The sequence below is a fragment of the Streptomyces sp. NPDC050211 genome, assembly GCF_040656035.1.
Taxonomy (GTDB): Bacteria; Actinomycetota; Actinomycetes; order Streptomycetales; family Streptomycetaceae; genus Streptomyces.
This window is the reverse complement of the sequence record NZ_JBFALC010000089.1, coordinates 15,433-31,890: the sequence shown is the minus strand read 5'-3', so window position 1 is coordinate 31,890 and position 16,458 is coordinate 15,433. Positions and strand designations below refer to the sequence as shown.

Annotated in this window: 16 protein-coding genes and 1 pseudogene; 8 read left to right on the top strand and 9 right to left on the bottom strand. The window is 70.0% G+C overall.

Going from position 1 to position 16,458, the window contains the following annotated elements:
* Nucleotides 1–86: 86 nt before the first annotated feature.
* Nucleotides 87–905, top strand: a pseudogene (locus tag AB0I98_RS44825) (DEAD/DEAH box helicase); the annotation flags it as partial.
* Between the two features lie 132 nt (nt 906–1,037).
* Nucleotides 1,038–1,916, top strand: a complete 879-nt coding sequence (locus AB0I98_RS44820) for an alpha/beta hydrolase (RefSeq protein ID WP_362951842.1) — start codon at nt 1,038–1,040, stop codon at nt 1,914–1,916.
* Here AB0I98_RS44820 and AB0I98_RS44815 read toward each other — a convergent pair whose 3' ends face one another.
* Nucleotides 1,917–2,810: an NYN domain-containing protein gene (locus AB0I98_RS44815; RefSeq protein WP_362951841.1), complete on the bottom strand. Its 894-nt coding sequence runs from the start codon at nt 2,808–2,810 to the stop codon at nt 1,917–1,919.
* Nucleotides 2,811–3,002: 192 nt separating this feature from the next.
* Here AB0I98_RS44815 and AB0I98_RS44810 point away from each other — a divergent pair, with 192 nt between their 5' ends.
* Nucleotides 3,003–3,155: a hypothetical protein gene (locus tag AB0I98_RS44810; protein ID WP_155060754.1), complete on the top strand. Its 153-nt coding sequence runs from the start codon at nt 3,003–3,005 to the stop codon at nt 3,153–3,155.
* A gap of 81 nt (nt 3,156–3,236) precedes the next feature.
* Here the strand turns inward: AB0I98_RS44810 and AB0I98_RS44805 are convergent, their stop codons facing one another.
* The 4 genes from AB0I98_RS44805 to AB0I98_RS44790 all read right to left on the bottom strand — a co-directional run bounded on the left by AB0I98_RS44805 (nt 3,237) and on the right by AB0I98_RS44790 (nt 6,321).
* Nucleotides 3,237–3,842 (bottom strand): MarC family protein, encoded by a 606-nt coding sequence (locus AB0I98_RS44805; protein ID WP_210577222.1) that lies wholly within the window; start codon nt 3,840–3,842, stop codon nt 3,237–3,239.
* A gap of 46 nt (nt 3,843–3,888) precedes the next feature.
* The gene (locus tag AB0I98_RS44800) at nt 3,889–4,749 is read right to left on the bottom strand and encodes a PHP domain-containing protein (RefSeq protein ID WP_362951840.1); all 861 of its coding nucleotides are present in this window, start codon (nt 4,747–4,749) and stop codon (nt 3,889–3,891) included.
* A 147-nt stretch (nt 4,750–4,896) separates the two neighbouring features.
* Nucleotides 4,897–5,538 (bottom strand): DUF6758 family protein, encoded by a 642-nt coding sequence (locus AB0I98_RS44795; RefSeq protein WP_362951839.1) that lies wholly within the window; start codon nt 5,536–5,538, stop codon nt 4,897–4,899.
* Between the two features lie 198 nt (nt 5,539–5,736).
* Nucleotides 5,737–6,321, bottom strand: a complete 585-nt coding sequence (locus AB0I98_RS44790; protein WP_362951838.1) for a suppressor of fused domain protein — start codon at nt 6,319–6,321, stop codon at nt 5,737–5,739.
* A 466-nt stretch (nt 6,322–6,787) separates the two neighbouring features.
* On the opposite strand from AB0I98_RS44790, the gene AB0I98_RS44785 reads away from it, so the two are divergent.
* Together AB0I98_RS44785 and AB0I98_RS44780 are read left to right on the top strand one after the other, a co-directional pair.
* Entirely contained in the window at nt 6,788–7,903 is a 1,116-nt protein-coding gene (locus tag AB0I98_RS44785) for a magnesium and cobalt transport protein CorA (RefSeq protein WP_362951837.1), read from the top strand.
* 23 nt (nt 7,904–7,926) lie between these two features.
* Nucleotides 7,927–8,448, top strand: a complete 522-nt coding sequence (locus tag AB0I98_RS44780) for a hypothetical protein (protein WP_362951836.1) — start codon at nt 7,927–7,929, stop codon at nt 8,446–8,448.
* A gap of 6 nt (nt 8,449–8,454) precedes the next feature.
* Here AB0I98_RS44780 and AB0I98_RS44775 read toward each other — a convergent pair whose 3' ends face one another.
* The gene (locus AB0I98_RS44775) at nt 8,455–9,216 is read right to left on the bottom strand and encodes a hypothetical protein (RefSeq protein WP_362951835.1); all 762 of its coding nucleotides are present in this window, start codon (nt 9,214–9,216) and stop codon (nt 8,455–8,457) included.
* A gap of 226 nt (nt 9,217–9,442) precedes the next feature.
* Between AB0I98_RS44775 and AB0I98_RS44770 the strand changes: the two genes are divergently transcribed.
* Genes AB0I98_RS44770 through AB0I98_RS44760 form a run of 3 tightly spaced genes read left to right on the top strand, consistent with a single transcriptional unit; the run spans nt 9,443 to nt 12,485 of the window.
* Nucleotides 9,443–10,729 (top strand): CBS domain-containing protein, encoded by a 1,287-nt coding sequence (locus AB0I98_RS44770; protein ID WP_362951834.1) that lies wholly within the window; start codon nt 9,443–9,445, stop codon nt 10,727–10,729.
* Nucleotides 10,719–11,309, top strand: a complete 591-nt coding sequence (locus AB0I98_RS44765) for a DUF1003 domain-containing protein (RefSeq protein WP_362951833.1) — start codon at nt 10,719–10,721, stop codon at nt 11,307–11,309. The genes AB0I98_RS44770 and AB0I98_RS44765 overlap by 11 nt, the downstream gene beginning before the upstream one ends.
* Nucleotides 11,310–11,351: 42 nt before the next feature.
* Entirely contained in the window at nt 11,352–12,485 is a 1,134-nt protein-coding gene (locus AB0I98_RS44760; protein WP_362951832.1) for an Mrp/NBP35 family ATP-binding protein, read from the top strand.
* Between the two features lie 150 nt (nt 12,486–12,635).
* Here AB0I98_RS44760 and AB0I98_RS44755 read toward each other — a convergent pair whose 3' ends face one another.
* The 3 genes from AB0I98_RS44755 to AB0I98_RS44745 form a co-directional block, all read right to left on the bottom strand.
* The gene (locus AB0I98_RS44755; RefSeq protein WP_362951843.1) at nt 12,636–13,298 is read right to left on the bottom strand and encodes a hypothetical protein; all 663 of its coding nucleotides are present in this window, start codon (nt 13,296–13,298) and stop codon (nt 12,636–12,638) included.
* 280 nt (nt 13,299–13,578) lie between these two features.
* Complete coding sequence (locus tag AB0I98_RS44750) at nt 13,579–14,028, bottom strand: sec-independent translocase (RefSeq protein ID WP_362951831.1); 450 nt, start codon at nt 14,026–14,028, stop codon at nt 13,579–13,581.
* 241 nt (nt 14,029–14,269) lie between these two features.
* Nucleotides 14,270–16,360 carry a trypsin-like peptidase domain-containing protein gene (locus AB0I98_RS44745; RefSeq protein WP_362951830.1) on the bottom strand — a complete coding sequence of 697 codons (2,091 nt, stop codon included), beginning with the start codon at nt 16,358–16,360 and terminating at the stop codon, nt 14,270–14,272.
* Nucleotides 16,361–16,458: the final 98 nt, after the last annotated feature.

Genomic DNA, 16,458 nt, shown 5'->3' with positions numbered 1-16,458 from the left:
CCGCCTATCTCGATCCCCCGCCCAGCGCCTTCTACTCCCATCGGTCATCAGACTGGCCCGTCACGTCGCTCCTGCGTTGAGATCGCAAGCCGCGCCGCCGCCGTACGCGCAAGTCGACGGAGCCGGTGACGGCCACCGAGGACACGCAGGCCGCGTCCGCCGTGCAGGTGTCGGAGACTCCGGCGGCCGCCGAGGCCCCCGAGACCGACGCTCCCGCCCCGCGCCGCCGCACCCGCAAGGCCACGGCCGCCGCGGAGACCGCGGTCGACACGGCGGAGGGCGCGGAGACCAAGCCCCGCCGCACCCGCAAGAAGACGGCCGCCGCCGAGGTGACGACCGACACGGCCGAAGCCACGGAGACCAAGCCGCGCCGTACGCGCAAGGCTGCCGCCACCACCGAGGCCCCGGAGGCCACCGAGGCTAAGCCGCGCCGCACGCGGAAGACGGCGGCCGAGACCGCGGTCGACACCGCCGACGGCACGGAGGAGGCCAAGCCCAAGGTCCGCCGCACCCGCAAGACCGCGGCGGCTGCCGCCGAAGCAGCGGTCGACACGGCCGAAGGTACGGAGGCCAAGCCGCGCCGTACCCGCAAGGCCACCGCCACCACCGAGGCGCCGGAAGCCACGGAGCCCAAGGTCCGCCGCACCCGCAAGACCGCGGCTGCCGCGGAAGCAGCGGTCGACACGGCCGAGGGTACGGAGGCCAAGCCGCGCCGTACCCGCAAGGCCGCCGCCACCCTCGAGACGGCGGAGATTCCGGCGCAGGCCACGCAGGAGCCGGAGGCTGCCGCTCCGCGCCGCCGTACCCGCAAGGCCACGGCGGCCACCGAGGCGCCGGAGACCACGGAGCCGAAGCCGCGCCGCGCGCGTAAGGCCACGGCCGCCGCGGAGCCCGCGGAGGGCTGATAGCGCACCCTGATGGCCCGGTCCCACCTCGCGTGGGCCGGGCCATCGGCGTTCCTCCGCACCGCACCCGCCGTCCCACAACGGCCGGGAACCGGACACCGGCGTCGCCGCCCCACCCGATAGCCTCACCTCGTGACCAGCTCAGCGCCCGTTCCCCCGCCGCCCGGCGCCCGCCTCCGCCGTCTGCACACGGCTCGTGGCGACTTCGCCGCCTTCGACTCGCCGGTGCCGTCCGGCGTCGAGCCGAGGGGCGTCGTGCTGATGGTCCCCGGCTTCACGGGCAGCAAGGAGGACTTCACGCTGCTGCACGAGCCGCTGAACGCGCGCGGCTACCGGATCGTGGCCGTAGACGGGCGCGGACAGCACGAGTCCGACGGCCCGGAGCACGATGAATCGGCGTACACGCGGGACGAGTTGGCGAAGGACGTGCTCGCACAGGCCGCGGCGCTCGGCACGCCCCTGCATCTCCTCGGGCACTCCCTCGGCGGCCTGATCGCCCGCGCCGCCGTCCTCCTCGACCACTCGCCCTTCCGCTCACTCACCCTGATGGCCTCGGGTCCCGCCGAGGTCTCCGACTCCCAGAAGCAGCGCATCAAGCTGCTGCACGACACGCTCGCGGTGCTGACGATGCCCGAGGTGTGGGAAGCGATCCTGGCCATGGGCCCTCCGGAGGAGGTCGGCGGCCCTGCCCGCGGAATCGGCGACCTGGGCCAGCTTCAGCGCCGCTGGCTGGGCACCAAGCCCGCCCAGCTCATCGCGACGGGCCGCCAGCTGTGCACCGAGCCGGACCGAGTCGCCGAACTCGCCGCCGTCCCGCTCCCGTTCCACGTGCTGTCGGGTTCCCGCGACGACGCGTGGCCGGTGACGCTCCTCGACGACATGGCCGTACGGCTGAACGCGCGCCGCTCGGTCGTGGCCGGCGCGGAGCACTCGCCCAACATGGACCAGCCGCTCCCCACGGCCCACGCCCTCGCGGACTTCTGGGACGACGCCGGCCAGGACCTCAACTAACTAGTACAGCGTCTGCAGGTGCTCCCAGAAGCCGTCGCGCAGCGCCCGCCGGAGATCCGCCTGGCCGCGCAGCGAGTACTGGAGAAGCCCCTCCGCCTCCACCAGCAGGTCCTGGTCCACCGACCCCGGCAGATAAGGATGCCCGGGCAGCAGTTCCACCAGCGACTCCCTACCGCGCGCCGCCAGCCACTTCGCGGCGATCTGCGCGCCGACGAAGCGCACGTCCTCGCGGGTGGGCCGGGTCCCCGTGAGGTCGTAGGCGGCGGCAGTGCGCCGGGCGACGTACGGCTTGAAGAAGTCGAGGTCGAAGGTGCGCTGGCTGTCGACCTCCCAGAGCAGCGGCTCCGCCTGGTTACGGCCCTCCGGTGCCTCGATGCCCCACAGGTGCACCCGCGCGCCGTACCCCTGCGCCGCCTCCACGGCCGACACCAGGTCCTCGTCGCCGCCGAGCAGGGCCGCGTCGCTGATCGCGCGGTGCCGGGCGAGTGACTCGAGGTCGGAGCGGATGAGGGAATCGACGCCCTTCTGCTGGTTGTTGGCGTTCAGATTTCCCAACCGCACCTTGACGTCCGGGAGTTCGGCGATGGACTGCTGCTCGGCGGTGTGGATACGGCGCCGGGCGCCGTCGTACCAGTAGACCCGCAGCAGCCGGCTGTCCGCGAAGATCGTGCGAGCCTTGTCGATGAGCGCGTCGATCAGTCCCTCGGCGTCGAGGTCGAAGGCGCGCCGGTCCTCGGTCCCGGCGACGAGCCGGCCCGCGGCCGCATACAGATACCCGGCGTCGACGAAGATCGCATGGGTCGATGGCGTCTTCGCCACCTCGGCGAGCATGCGCTGGAGCAGCTCATTGGTGCGGTCGATACGGGCGCCGAGCGCCGCGGGGTCGTCGTTCATCGCCTCCATTGTCCCGGCGGTCACGCTGTGAACACAACCGGTCCCAAAGGGTCTCCGAAGTCTCCTATACCCGGCAGTAGTTAGCCGTTCGAAAAATTTCTTTAGCGTAGGGAATGTTTGTAACACGCAGCTCGTTGACTAAAGACGTACAGCAATTCTCCTCAGGAGGATGACCAGACGAAGGGAGAAGCCATGCGCTTCGAGATCATGCGACTCGACGACGTCGACGGCACGCCCGTGGACACCACCGTTGTGGACGCCGCCTCCGTCAACCGGATCGTTCAGCAGGCCGCCGCCATAGGCCAGCGGCTGTGGATCCGTCCGGCCGACACCACGGCCTCGTAACAGACGCGGATCACCGCAGAAGCTTCAGAGCCCCCGCCCTCGGCACCGATGCCGGGCGGGGGCTCTGCGCTTGCGCGGTCTTCAGCTCCCCTGGATCACCAGGGTGACCCCGTTGATGATCTGCTGCACGGCGATCGCGGACAGCATCATGCCCGCGAGCCGCGTCACCAGGACCACGCCGCCGTCCTTGATGACCCGGATGATCAGCAGCGAGTACCGCATCACCAGCCACAGCACGACATGGATGGCCAGGATCGCCATCCACACCGACACCTGCGTGGCGACACTGTCGGCCTTCTGCACGGCGAGGATGACGGAGACGATCGCACCGGGCCCGGCGAGCAGCGGCATGCCCAGCGGTACGAGCGCCACGTTCACGTCCTTGGTCTGCTTCGGCTCGTCCGTCTTGCCGGTGAGCAGGTCGAGCGCGATCAGCAGAAGCAGCAGCCCGCCCGCGATCATCAGCGCGGGGACGGACACATGCAGATAGTCGAGGATCTGATGCCCCAGCAGCCCGAACACGGCGATCACACCACCGGCGACACAGACGGCCTGAAAGGCCATCCGCTTCTGCACCTTCGCCGGACGGCCGGAGGTCAGCGCCAGGAAGATCGGGGTGATCCCAGGGGGATCCATGATGACGAATAGGGTGAGGAAGAGAGAGCCGAAGACAGCGACGTCGAACATGGGTGAGCCTTGCGAGAGAGAGTGACGGGTGAGCGTGCGTGGAGCCTCAGCCCGCTCCACCGGCCCCCGGCACCGGGAACGCCCCGGTCGCCCGCCGCGTGATCTCCCCGTACACCTCGGGATCCGTCGTGTACTCGCCGAGCAGAACCGTCTTCCGGCTGCCGTGGTAGTCACTGGAACCGGTGGTCAGCAGCCCCAGCTCCTTCCCCAGCCCCCGCAGCCGCTCACGCGTCTCCGGGTCGTGATCCATGTGGTCGACCTCGAGACCGTCGAGCCCCGCGGCGGCCATCTCGGCGATCGCGGACTCCGGCACAGTGCGCCCCCGCTTGCTGGCCGCCGGATGCGCGAACACCGCGACCCCGCCCGCCGCCTTGATCAGCCGGATCGCCTCGAAGGGGTCGGTCTCGTGCTTCTCGACGAACGCCCGCCCGCCGTCCGCCAGCCAGTCCTGCGTGAAGGCGTCCCCCACAGTCGGTACGACGCCCAGCTCCACCAGCGCGGAAGCCACATGCGGCCGCCCCACGGACCCGCCACCGGCGATCCGCTCGACCTGCTCCCACGTCACCGGCACGCCCAGCTCGTTCAGCTTCACGATCATGCCCTTGGCCCGCGGCACCCGATCGTCCCGCACCAGCTCACGCTCGGCCAGCAGCGCCGGCTCCTCGGGATCGAACAGATAGGCCAACATGTGCATGCTCACCCCGTCGATACGACAGGACAGCTCAGCCCCGGTGACAAGCGTCAGCCCCTCCGGCAACGCGCCGATCGCCTCGGCATACCCACGAGTGGTGTCGTGATCGGTGAGCGCAACAACGTCCAGCCCAGCAGCGGCAGCATTCCGCACCAGCTCAGCGGGGGTATCCGTGCCATCGGAAGCCGTGGAGTGGGTGTGCAGATCTATTCGCAAGACGCGAACTCCAGCGGGTGATGGTGCGAAGGGGACGCTTCAGAATAACGGCTGTGAAACTGACTTAGGGGCGCGGGGAACTGCGCGATCAGCCACAGCGGACGAGCACCCGCACGACAACGCGAGCCACCCGAGCTCTTAGGCGCCCTACGGCTCAAGCAAGCGCGGCGACAACGCCCCGCAGGGAACCAAGTCCACCTCAGCCCCCGCATCCCGCAAATCCGTAAGCACCAGCTCGTCATACATCAGCAGCCCCGACTGCTCGGGCCACACCACCGCCCACAGCCACAGCCCCCGCGCCTCACCGGCAAAGACCGCACGGTCGTCGGGCGACCCGGCAACATGCCACAGCGGCGTAGGCCGCCCCGCGGCCAGCACCTTCGCCTGCGGCGGCTTCTCGACGTTCATGTACGGCCCCGGGTCGGGCCCGTCGATCCCCGCATACCGCGCACCGAGCCCGACACCGAGCTCCTCGGCGACCAGAATCAGCTCACCCATACCGCCGAGCGGCCCCGGCCCCGAGCACGCCACGGCCGTCGCACGCCCCCCACTGCGGTCGTCGCCCGCGCAGCCCACACCGGTGAACAGCCAGCCGACCGGAAGCGGCCACGGCATCCACACGGGTACGTGCGTGCGGTGCACCACCACACTGAGGGCCTCGACGCTGGGCGGGATCACGGGCTGCAGCGGATGCACGGTGCCGTGCACATCGCACTGCCAGGAATCGGCGAAGAGTCCGGGAGCCCTGACCCGGCCACCACACTTCGGGCAACTGGGTTCGCCCCTCATAGGGCCCCACGGTCCTACCCCTACTGCGCCACGTCAAGGACGATCACCCGTCCGGCCGGAACGCCTGACCAGGCGTAACCATATGTAACCCACATTAATTAGCAGAGCTAATGTTCACGTGTCACGAAGGGCAACCTCACGGCGTTCGCCAACTGACCCATTGCGGCGACCGGTTGGTGAGATGAGTCACTCGGGCGGTCAGTCCAGCGGGACGGACCTGCGGGACGGATCCCGCAGGTCCGTCCCGCTCGTCAGCCAGCGCTCCTGGAGGGCCTGGGCTCCGTGCACGCGCTTCCAGGCGGCCTCGTTCGGCGTCATGGGGAGCAGCGGCAGGAACTGAACGGGGTCCATCGGCTCGTCGAGGTCCAGATCCTCGACCAGGCCGCCCGGCTCGGCGACCAGCACCGAGGTGAAGGGGGCGCCGGGCCAGAGGGGATCGCCGACGTCCAGGGACGCACCGGGAGCCACGATCAGACCCTCCACCTGGGGAGAGGCGGCGAGGACGGCGAGCGGGCGGAGCACCTTGTCGGTGTCGGCGAGCCCGGATCGTACGGAGAGGACCAGCTCGGCGCGGGGGCCCTTGACCGGGTCGGCGACGACCGCGGTGGGGTCCGTCATGGGGTGCGCGGCCATGCCCAGCGTGGCGTAACGGACGATGTCGTCCTGCTGGAAACGCAGCACCTCGATGCGGTCGGTACCGAGGAAGGTGACCGCGGCGCGTGCGTCCGGTTCGCCCAGCGCGGTGCGCAACCGGGCCTCGACCAGAGGAAGAACATCAACCATGCGGTGAGCATAGAACTCGTCAGGACCGGGCAAACGAGCACCTTGACACTTCAGTCGGCTGATACTCTTGCCCGTGGTTCGGGGCAGCACGCTGCGGCGTCGCGATCGAGTCCCGACGCCGACGACACTCCCTTACGAGGGACCGGCCGGAGGAGGTGGGGCTGCAATGGATCGAAGTCGACCGTGCAGTAGCACCCGCTCTTCCCGCCGCTGACGTAGCCGCTCTGCTTCTCTAGCCGGCCGCCACCTCTCGCACGTTCTTCACCGCGGAAGAGCCTTCGTTTCGTATTGCCTGATCTGTCTGTCCCGCAGCAGTAGCTGAATCAGTAGCGAAGCTCACCACCGCGATGGTGCGGTGCTCCCCGCTTTGTGGACGTGCCAAACATGTGAAGTCAGGACGTCCCCATTCCGGGTAGTTCCACCCCTCGTCGGAGCCTTTCGCTGCCTGACCGCGAAGGAGCCTGCCATGTCGATGATCCGCGACCTGCGTGCCGCCGTCCGTCCGTCCCGTCCGTCGCTCCGCAAGGACACCGCCGGGTACGACACGACGCGCGACCCGTCGACGCCCTCGGCCGTGGTCGACTGCGCCATCTACCGCGACGGCGCCCGTCTCCAGACCCCGACGCCGCTCACCCCGCACGAGGCGATGCGCCAGGTGCGGCGCGACGGGGGGTTCGTCTGGATCGGGCTGCACGAGCCCACCGAAGCCGAATTCTCCGGTATCGCAAGCGAGTTCGGGCTGCACCCGCTGGCCGTCGAGGACGCCGTCCAGGCCCATCAGCGGCCCAAGCTGGAGCGCTACGACGACTCCCTGTTCACCGTCTTCAAGACCATCCACTACATCGAGCACGACCAACTCACCGCCAACAGCGAGATCGTGGAGACCGGCGAGGTCATGTGCTTCACCGGACGGGACTTCTTCATCACCGTCCGGCACGGTGGGCAGGGCTCGCTTCGGGCGCTCAGGCACCGGCTGCAGGACGACCCCGAGCTGCTCGCCAAGGGCCCCTCGGCGGTGCTGCACGCAATCGCCGACCATGTCGTGGACGGGTATGTCGCGGTCGCCGACGCCGTGCAGGACGACATCGACGAGGTCGAGACCGAGGTCTTCTCGCCGGGACGCAAGGGCAGCCCGCGCGGCACGGACGCCGGGCGGATCTACCAACTCAAGCGTGAGGTACTGGAGTTCAAGCGGGCCGTCGCTCCGCTGCTGCGTCCCATGCTGCTGCTCTCCGAGCGGCCGATGCGGCTGATCGACCCCGACATCCAGAAGTACTTCCGCGACGTCGCCGACCACCTGGCCCGGGTGCAGGAGCAGGTCGTCGGCTTCGACGAGCTGCTCAACTCCATCCTCCAGGCCAACCTCGCGCAGGCGTCCGTCGCGCAGAACGAGGACATGCGCAAAATCACGTCCTGGGCGGCCATCATCGCCGTACCGACGATGGTGTGTGGTGTGTACGGCATGAACTTCGACTACATGCCCGAGCTCCGCTGGAAGTTCGGCTACCCGATGGTCCTGACCATCACCGTCGCCATCTGCTTCGGCATCCACCGCACCCTGAAGCGCAACGGCTGGCTGTGAGCGGCGGGGCCTAGGCTGGGCTCATGACACGTGAGCTGCTCGATCAGGCCCTCGTCGAGGAGGCCACCAAGAAGTCCGGGCTCGTCTGGGTCAAGGGGCCCGGGGGGCCGGTTCGTGCGCTGTGGCATGTGTGGCATGAGGGTGCGGCGTGTCTGATCGGCGACGGGCCGGGTGAGCAGCCGTTGCCGGGGCTGGCCGACGGGGCCGCGGCCGAAGTGACCGTCCGCAGCAAGGACAAGGGCGGTCGGCTGGTCTCCTGGACGGCGAAGGTGGTCGAGCTGTCGCCAGGGTCCGAGCAGTGGGACGCCACGGTCGCGGAGCTCAAGGGCAAGCGGCTGAACGCGCCCGATGGAGAGGCGATGCCTCAGCGGTGGGCTCGGGAGTGTCGTGTGGTGCGACTGGAGCCGGCGGGGACGACGGCGTCGCTGCCGGACGACAACCAGGCGGCGCCGCCGCTGCCGACGTCGGCGACCACGCGTCAGCCGATGCCAGCGGGCCTGCCGCGTCTGCTCATGAAGAAGCGGAAGAAGCAGAAGAAGACGTAGGCGGGGTCAGGACGTCGGCAGCGCCTTGCCGTAGTCCACCGTCTCGTCCTGCTTCGGTTCCTCGATCTTGAAGTCCTTGCCCCATTCCGTGAAGAGCAGCGTGCCGGCGCTGCCCGCGCGGACCAGGCGGAGGGGATACGGCCGGCCCTCCAGGGAGACGTCGAGCGTGCCGCCGGAGCCCTTGTCGCCGGCGATGCGGATGGTGCGGGTGCCGGACTCCTCGTGGTGGCCGTCGGTCTCCAGGGTGCCGTGCAGGGTCAGCAGGCCGTCGAGGAGGACGTCCTTGTCGGTGAAGCCGCTGAACTTCTTGTACGAGGGGTCACCCTGCGGCACCTTCACATACTTGCCCTCGAGCTTGTCGGCGGCGGCCGTGTCGGTGTCGTCGGATGCGCCGCCCTTGGCATGCTCGGGATGCCAGAACTCCGCGTCCGCCTTCAGGAACAGCTGCTCACCGATCCGCAGTAGACGGAACGTCGTCCCCTCGGCGGTGACCTCGCCCGAGCCGCCGTCGGACTTCAGACGCATGTCGAGTTTGTAAGTGCGCCCGCTGGTGACCACGGTTCCGGAGAGGTGCACCGCGGTGGCGGACTCGGCGGCCGTGCGGGTCCTGCTCTGGATCTTGTCGGCCGGCAGCTTGCCGACCCCGTTCGTGCCCGCGTCGGGGTCCTCGCTGCATCCCGTCAGTGCCGCCGTGCCCGTCACGGCCAGGGCGCACATCGCGCCCACCAGCGTGGCCCTGCGGATACGGCCCTGGGGAATCGCAGTCACAGGTGGAGCTGCCTTTCTGACGAGGGTTCCTTCAGCGGCGTACCGCAGAGTACCGGGGCCGGGCGGGGCCGGCGGAGCCAGTCCGTCCGGACCGCTCACCAGGGCGGACCCGATCGGGACGGGCTAGCCTGAAGGCCGTTCGAGCGGGCAATTCAGAACATGTGTGAGCAACCTGTACGACACTTCGGAACAGATGCAGCAACCCGTACGAGAAGGAGGCGCAGCCATGGCAGCCGGCGCCCCCCGGATCTTCGTCTCGCACCTCTCCGGCGTCGCCGTCTTCGATCCGGCCGGTGATCAGGTCGGGCGGGTACGCGATCTCGTCGTCGTGCTGCGTGTCGGGCGGCGTCCGCCCCGGGTGCTCGGACTGGTCGTCGAACTCGCCACCCGCCGCCGGATCTTCCTGCCCATGACCCGGGTGACCGGCATCGAGTCCGGCCAGGTCATCACCACCGGTGTGCTCAACGTCCGGCGCTTCGAGCAGCGGCCCACCGAGCGGCTGGTCTTCGGTGAGTTGCTCGACCGGCGCGTGACGCTGACGGAGAGCGGCGAGGAAGTCACGGTGCTCGATGTGTCGGTGCAGCAGTTGCCGGCGCGTCGGGACTGGGAGATCGACCGGGTGTTCGTGCGCAAGGGCAGGAAGGGCGGCGCCTTCCGGCGGGCCAAGGGCGAGACGCTGACCGTCGAGTGGTCCCACGTCACCGGATTCTCCCTGGAGGAGCACGGACAGGGCGCCGAGAGCCTCCTCGCCACCTTCGAGCAGCTGCGCCCCGCCGACCTCGCCAATGTGCTCCACCACCTCTCCCCCAAACGGCGCGCGGAGGTCGCCGCCGCCCTCGACGACGACCGCCTCGCCGACGTACTCGAAGAACTCCCCGAGGACGACCAGATCGAGATCCTCGGCAAGCTGAAGGAGGAGCGCGCGGCGGACGTCCTGGAGGCCATGGACCCGGATGACGCGGCCGACCTGCTGGGCGAACTGCCGGAGGAGGAGAAGGAACGGCTGCTGGGCCTGATGCAGCCCGCCGAAGCGGCCGACGTCCGGCGCCTGATGGCGTACGAGGAGCGCACGGCGGGCGGCCTGATGACCACCGAGCCGATCATCCTCCGTCCCGACTCCACCGTCGCCGACGCCCTCGCCCGTGTCCGCAACCCCGACCTGTCCCCCGCACTCGCCGCCCAGGTCTACGTCTGCCGCCCGCCCGACGAGACCCCGACCGGCAAGTACCTCGGCACGGTCCACTTCCAGCGCCTGCTGCGCGACCCGCCCTACACCCTGGTCAGCTCGCTCGTCGACGACGACCTGCAACCGCTCGCCCCGGAGGCGGCGCTGCCCCTCGTCGCCGGGTTCTTCGCGACGTACGACATGGTCGCGGCGCCCGTCGTCGACGAGTCGGGGTCGCTGCTCGGGGCGGTGACCGTGGACGACGTACTCGACCACATGCTGCCCGACGACTGGCGGGAGTCGGAGCTCGACGACCTCGAGGAGGGAGTGGGGACGAGTGGTGCCTGAGCGCGAGACCGCGACCCGTGAGCGCACGCCCGCCGGCGCGACGGCCGCCGCCCGGCCGCGCCACCCCCGCCTCGACCAGCCCGCCCCGCCCCGGCGCCGGGTCCTGCCGGAGTGGGACCCGGAGGCCTTCGGGCGGCTGAGCGAGCGCATCGCGCGCTTCCTCGGCACCGGGCGGTTCCTCGTCTGGATGACGTTCGCCATCATCATGTGGGTGCTGTGGAACGTGGCCGCGCCCAGCGTGCTGCGCTTCGACGAGTACCCGTTCATCTTCCTGACGCTGATGCTGTCGCTGCAGGCCAGCTATGCCGCGCCGCTGATCCTGCTCGCGCAGAACCGGCAGGACGACCGCGACCGGGTCAACCTCGAACAGGACCGCAGGCAGAACGAGCGGTCGATCGCCGACACCGAGTATCTGACCCGCGAGATCGCCGCCCTGCGCATCGGCCTCGGCGAGGTCGCGACCCGGGACTGGATCCGCTCGGAACTGCAGGACCTGGTCAAGGAGCTGGAGGACCGGCAGGACGGGCACGGCGTATTCCCGGCAGAACGGCCGCGCGGACGTGACGTAGACGACCGCTGACGGGCTTTCCGGGGTAGCTGTGAGGCGCCGTACCATCGTCCTATGGCTACGGAAGACGCGGTGCGCGAAGCACTGTCGACGGTGAACGACCCCGAGATCAACCGCCCCATCACCGAACTCGGGATGGTCAAGTCGGTTCAGATCGGTGCGGACGGAGCGGTCGCGGTTGCCGTGTACCTGACGGTTTCCGGCTGTCCGATGCGCGACACGATCACGCAGCGCGTGACGGAGGCGGTGTCGCGGGTCGAAGGCGTGACCCACGTCGACGTCGAACTCGACGTGATGAGCGACGAACAGCGCAAGGAGCTGGCCTCCGCCCTGCGCGGCGGCACGGCCGAGCGCGAGGTCCCCTTCGCCAAGCCCGGCTCCCTCACCCGCGTGTACGCGGTCGCCTCCGGCAAGGGCGGCGTCGGGAAGTCCTCCGTCACCGTCAACCTCGCGGCGGCGATGGCGGCGGACGGCCTCAAGGTGGGCGTCGTCGACGCCGACATCTACGGCCACTCAGTGCCCCGCATGCTGGGCGCCGACGGCCGCCCCACCCAGGTCGAGAACATGATCATGCCGCCCTCCGCCAACGGCGTGAAGGTCATCTCCATCGGCATGTTCACGCCCGGCAACGCCCCGGTGGTCTGGCGCGGCCCGATGCTGCACAGGGCGCTGCAGCAGTTCCTGGCGGACGTCTACTGGGGCGACCTGGACGTCCTGCTGATGGACCTCCCGCCCGGCACGGGCGACATCGCCATCTCGGTGGCCCAGCTGGTGCCGAACGCGGAGATCCTCGTAGTCACCACACCCCAGCAGGCCGCCGCCGAGGTCGCCGAGCGCGCCGGCTCCATCGCCGTCCAGACCCACCAGAAGATCGTCGGCGTCGTCGAGAACATGTCCGGCCTCCCCTGCCCCCACTGCGGCGAGATGGTCGACGTCTTCGGCACGGGCGGCGGTCAGGCCGTCGCCGACGGCCTGACCCGTACGACGGGTACGTCCGTCCCGGTCCTGGGTTCCATCCCGATCGACGTCCGCCTCCGCGAGGGCAGCGACGAGGGCAAGCCGGTCGTCCTGACCGACCCGGACTCCCCCGCGGGCTCCGCACTGCGGGCGATCGCGGGGAAGCTGGGGGGACGGCAGAGGGGCCTGTCGGGCATGTCGCTGGGGATCACGCCGCGCAACAAGTTCTAGTGGCGGTGCGGGAACGCCCCGTCAGGGGCGCGGGGCTGTATCGATATGCGGCTCCGCCGCGTGGGTGCGACAAGCCACAACAGACCCGCACCCGCGACACAACCTGAGGCCCTACGGCGAGGGGCGCCGCAAACACACGGCGCCCCTTCGTCACGCGTAAGCGGCCACGTCCTTGATCACGGCGAAGCCAAGCCCATACGCACTCATCCCCCGTCCGTACGCCCCCACATGCACCCTTTCCGGCGTGGACCCGGCCAGCACCCACCCGAACTCGGACTCCCGGTAGTGGAACGGCGTAGGCACACCGTCCACAGGCAGGGACAACGTCGACCACGCCGACCCAGAGAGATCGTCGGCCAACGCCCACGCCGTCTCCGTCTGCTGCTCCAGCCAGTCGTCCCGCAGGGAGTGGTCCATCTGCCCGGGCCAGGTGAAGGACAGCAGGCCCACCCCCGCCAGCCACGCCGCCGAGGACACCGACGTGGCCTCCAGCAGCCCCGTACCGTCGGCGCTCCGCCGGGACGGATTCGCCGCGACCGTCACCACGACCGCGAACTTCTCCTTGGCATCGGCCGCGGCAACGGCCTCGTTGCGGACGGAGGGCTCGTCACCGTGCCCGATCGACCCGTGTTCCACGGCCCCGTCGGCCGCCGTCCCCACCTGCATCAGCCAGCGCGGCCCCGTGAAGGCCTCGTCGAGGCCGTACCACGGGAAGGGCGCCAGCAGGTAGCCGTCGACCGTACGCCGCGCAGAGGGGACCTGTTGTCCACCCTCCGCGGCTGCCGGCTGCGCGACTCGACTCGTCGTCTCCATATGCCCGGACGCCTCCTCGCTCGTGTCGGGCCGGTACGGCCCGCCCCCCTTGCTCTCGTCGGCCCGGGACGGCCCGCCCCCCTCGGGCGCAGTCATCCGGTCCGCACAACAACTCGGCAGCATATCCACAGCGCTCGGGGCAGCCAGGAAATCGCCCGGCGCGTGGGCCGCTCGGACGCCGTCTTCAGGCCCCGGGGCGCAGGGTCGGAGTATGAAACGCGTCACGTACGACGCCGGCGGGCGCCGGGGTCGTACGGCTCTGGCGGCGTCGTACGAACGCTCAGGTGGCGTCGTAGTCGAAGGGCGGGCGCTCGTCGCGCGGGCTCTCGGGCTTCTTCGTCATGTCGATGCGGGAGCCGGACGAACCCGACGACGCGGCGGAGGACGAAGACGACGAGGAGTCGGCGTCGCGGCTGTGGACCGCGTCCGTGACCTCGGCCATCTCCTTCTTCAGGTCGAAGCCGTTGCGGATCTCCTTGATCCCCAGTTCGTCGTTGTCCATCTGCTTGCGGATGAACGTCTTGGGGTTGAGGTCCTCGAACTCGAAGTCCTTGAACTCCGGCCCGAGTTCCTCGCGGATGTCCTGCTTGGCGCTCTCCGAGAACTCACGGATCTTGCGCACGGTCCGCATGACGTCCTGAATGACCTTCGGAAGCTTTTCCGGACCGAAGACGAGCACGGCGAGGACAACGAGCGTAATCAGCTCGAGCGGTCCTATGTCATTGAACACCTGAAGCTCCTTGCGAGTCCCTCGGTCCTCAGCCCTCGGTGGTCTGTGGTCGTCCGTGGTCCGGGCCGGGTCCACGGTACCCGGCGATGCTGTACGACCGGTACTGTCCCGAGGCCTCCGAATGCGGGTGGGAGTGCGGTTTTCGGAGTTGTTTGCCTTGTGGGGGCGCTGATGGGCGGCTTGGCGGGTCCGGACTGTGACATTTCTGTGAGTCTCGGCGGATCAGGGTTTTCGGAGTGTTTCAGTCGGCGTCGGATGAGCCGAGCACCAGCGCGATCCGGATCTCCTTGCCGTCGCGCTCCAGCGTCAGCTCCAGACGGTCGCCGGGGCGGTGGGCGCGGGTCTTCACGATCAGTTCCTCGCCGGAGTGGATGCGCTGGCCGTCGACCTCGGTGATGACGTCGCCCGCCTTGATGCCGGCCTTGTCGCCGGGGCCGCCCGCGTTGACCGCGGGGCCGCCGCCGGTGTCCTGCGTGCCGACGCGGGCGCCGTCGCCGGCGTACTCCATGTCGAGGGTGACGCCGATGACCGGATGGGTCGCCTTGCCGGTGTTGATCAGCTCCTCGGCGACGCGCTTGGCCTGGTTGACGGGGATGGCGAAGCCGAGCCCTATCGAACCGGCCTGGCCGCCGTCCAGGTCGGAGCTGTCGCCGGCGGAGCGGATGGCGGAGTTGATGCCGATGACGCGGGCCTCGGCGTCGAGGAGGGGGCCACCGGAGTTGCCGGGGTTGATGGGCGCGTCGGTCTGCAAGGCGTCGACGTACGACACATCACTGCTGTCGCCGCTCTCGCCGCCCGCGGTGATGGGCCGCTCCTTGGCGCTGATGATGCCGGAGGTGACCGTGCCGGCCAGGTCGAAGGGTGCGCCGATGGCGACGACGGGGTCGCCGACCTGGACGTTGTCGGAATTGCCGAGCGTCATGGGCTTGAGGCCTGCGACGCCGCTGACCTTGACGACGGCGAGGTCATAGCCGCCGTCCCGGCCGACGACCTTGGCTTTGGCGGTGTCGCCGCTGTGGAACGTCACGGAGATCTCGCCGCCTGTTCCGGCCGGTTCCACGACGTGGTTGTTGGTGAGAATGTGGCCACGGTCGTCCAGTACGAAGCCGGTGCCGGTGCCCTGCGCTTCGCTGCCGCTGACATGCAGGGTGACCACGCTGGGCAGAGCCCGCGCGGCGATCCCCGCGACACTGTCGACCGGCCGCCCGGTGGGCTCCTCCTCAGCCTGCGGCAACTCCACACTCCCCACGCCCCCATTCCGCTCGAGGTACGCCCCTACGGCACCTCCGACGCCCCCGGAAACCAGCGCCAGCAGCAGCGCACCGCCGAGCAGAGCCTTACGCGTGCGCTTACGGCGCTCGGTGGTGGTGGGTACGGCCGCACCGTTCTGCTGGAGGGGGGCGGTGACGGGGGCCCAGGGGTCGTAGTTCTGCCAGGGGTTGGCGGGGGGTGGGAAGGGGGCGGTGGGCGGAGCGGGGGCGGCGGGGGGTGCGGTGAGGGCCGACGCGGTGGGGGGCGGGGCAGGGGTCGGCGCGGCGGGAGGCGGGGCAGGGGCCGGCGTTGGCACCGGCGGAACTGGGGATCCGTGAGTCGGGGCCGGGGCCGGCGGCGAGGTCGGCGCTGATGTGCCGTGAGCCGGCGTTGTCGTGGGCGTGGGCGTGCCGTTCGCCGACGTTGGCATCGGCGTCGGCACAGGCGTTGGCGCATCCTGCGGAGCCGCAGGCGTCGGTGTGCCCTCGGCCGGTGTGGTCGCCGGGTGCTGGACCGGCGGGGCGGGTGCCCAGGGGCCGGGCTCGCCGTACGGAGGGGTGCTGTACGGGTCGGGGTCATGCAGGGGTTTGGGCCGCTCGGTGACCGACTCTGACTCCCCATCCGCCTGCGAAACCGGCGTCACAGACGGCTGAGCCCGCACGAAGTCGTCCTCGCCGCCCGCCTCTTCAGGAAGCCGCAGCTCGAAGTCCCCCTCAGGCGAGCCCGCGTCACCCCGACCTCCCGCAGGCCGCTCCAACTCGAAGTCACCTCCAGCCGAAGCCTCGTCACCACCACGACCCCCCGGAGACCGACCCAACTCGAAGTCGTCCCCAGCCGAAGCCTCGTCACCACCACGACCCCCCTTAGGCCTAGGCCGCTCCAGCTCGAAGTCCCCACCCCCCGAGGCCCTGTCAGCACCGCTCACCCCCGACGGCGGGGCCGACTCGAAGTCGCCGTCGGCCGCCGCCTCCGGCGATGTCGCCTCGGCCTGGGTCGGGGAAGTGCCCTGGGCCTCGCCCGCAGGGGGTTGCGGGCGAGGTCGGCTCCACCACTTCGCCTTCGTGGGCTTCCCCTCGTTCATGCTCTCCCCACAGCTGGCCGCGGCACGGCTCGTCGGCGGTGGCCGCAGATCGTCTACTCCGCGCCCGGCTGCCTGCCTGGGCGCGACCCTCCCTGGAT